The 1,429-nt window shown below is 64.3% G+C and carries 1 protein-coding gene; it reads right to left on the minus strand.

Annotation, left to right across the window (positions count from 1 at the left end; all coding sequences use genetic code 11):
* Nucleotides 1-1,429 (minus strand): mannose-1-phosphate guanylyltransferase/mannose-6-phosphate isomerase (locus C8N42_RS21290; protein ID WP_107818388.1); only part of this gene is annotated, 1,429 nt, incomplete at both ends.

The raw sequence follows: 1,429 nt of genomic DNA on the forward strand, positions 1-1,429 counted from the left end.
CCCTTTTCGCCCTGTCCGCGGGCGTAGACGTCTTCGTAGCGGATGATGTCGTCCTCGCCCACATAGGAGCCGGTTTGCACCTCGATCAGGACCATCGGAACCTTGCCGGGGTTTTCCATCCGGTGCACGGCGCCCAGAGGGATGTAGACCGACTGGTTCTCAGTGACCAGTCGCACCTCGTCATCGACGGTGACGCGGGCGGTGCCTTCGACCACGATCCAGTGTTCGGAACGGTGAAAATGGCTTTGCAGGCTCAGTGCCGCACCGGGGTGGACGTGGATGCGTTTGACCTGGAAACGCGCGCCTACCACAAGGCTCTCGAACCAGCCCCAGGGCCGGTGATCCTTCGGGAAATGCGTGGCTTGCGACGCCCCTTTGGCCTTGAGCGCGGAGACCGCCTGTTTCACGTCCTGCGCACGCGACATATCGGCGATCAGAACCGCATCGTTCATCGCGATGGCCATCACGTTTTCGAGGCCGATCCCGACCACTTCGAGGCGTTCGCTGTCGGATCGGATCAGGCTGTTTTTGCAGTCGATGGCCGTCGCATCGCCGGATGTCACGACACCGTTCTCATCGGGGCCCGTTTCGCGCCAGACCGCATCCCAGCCGCCCAGATCCGACCAGCCGCCGTCAAAAGGCACGACCGCCAGGTTGTCGGCGCGCTCCATCACCGCGTAGTCGATGGAGATGTCTTCGGCCCCGGCCCAGGCCTCTGGATCGAGACGCAGGAAGCCGAGATCGGGCCGGGCCTCTTCGACGGCCTTCGTCACGGGGGCGGTTAGACCGGGTGCGTGTTTTTGAAAGGCCGCGATGATGTCGCGGGCGCGGAACAGGAATATTCCGGCATTCCAGAGAAATGTGCCTGCGCCCAGCATCTCCGCGGCGCGCTCTGCATCGGGTTTTTCCACGAATTGTCTGAGGTCGATCGCGCGCCCCGACCCGTCGGGTCTGGCGGCCAGTTCGAGATAGCCATAGCCGGTTTCCGGGCGGTCGGGATGGATGCCGAAGGTCACGAGCTTGCCGCGGGCCACGGCGTCGAGCCCTTTGGTGACGGCGGCTCTGAAGGCCCCGGCGTCGGAAATGACATGATCGGAGGGGGCGACGAGCATGATCGCATCGGGATCGGTCCCGGCCAGATACAACGCGGCGGCAAGCACGGCGGGGGCAGTGTTGCGCCCCTCGGGCTCGATGAGAACCGCGCCGGGGTCGATGCCGATGGCGGTGAGCTGTTCGGTCACGATGAAGCGGAAATCGGACCCGGTCAGGATCAGCGGCGCCCCGAACTCTGCCCCGCGCAAACGTTGCGCCGAAGCCTGAAACAGGGTCTGCTCCCCCATCAAAGGCACGAATTGCTTGGGATAGGACCTCCGAGACAACGGCCAAAGCCGCGTCCCGGAACCGCCGCATAATATGACTGGGGTGAGCA

Source organism: Celeribacter persicus (genome assembly GCF_003050785.1).
GTDB classification, from domain to species: Bacteria; Pseudomonadota; Alphaproteobacteria; order Rhodobacterales; family Rhodobacteraceae; genus Celeribacter; species Celeribacter persicus.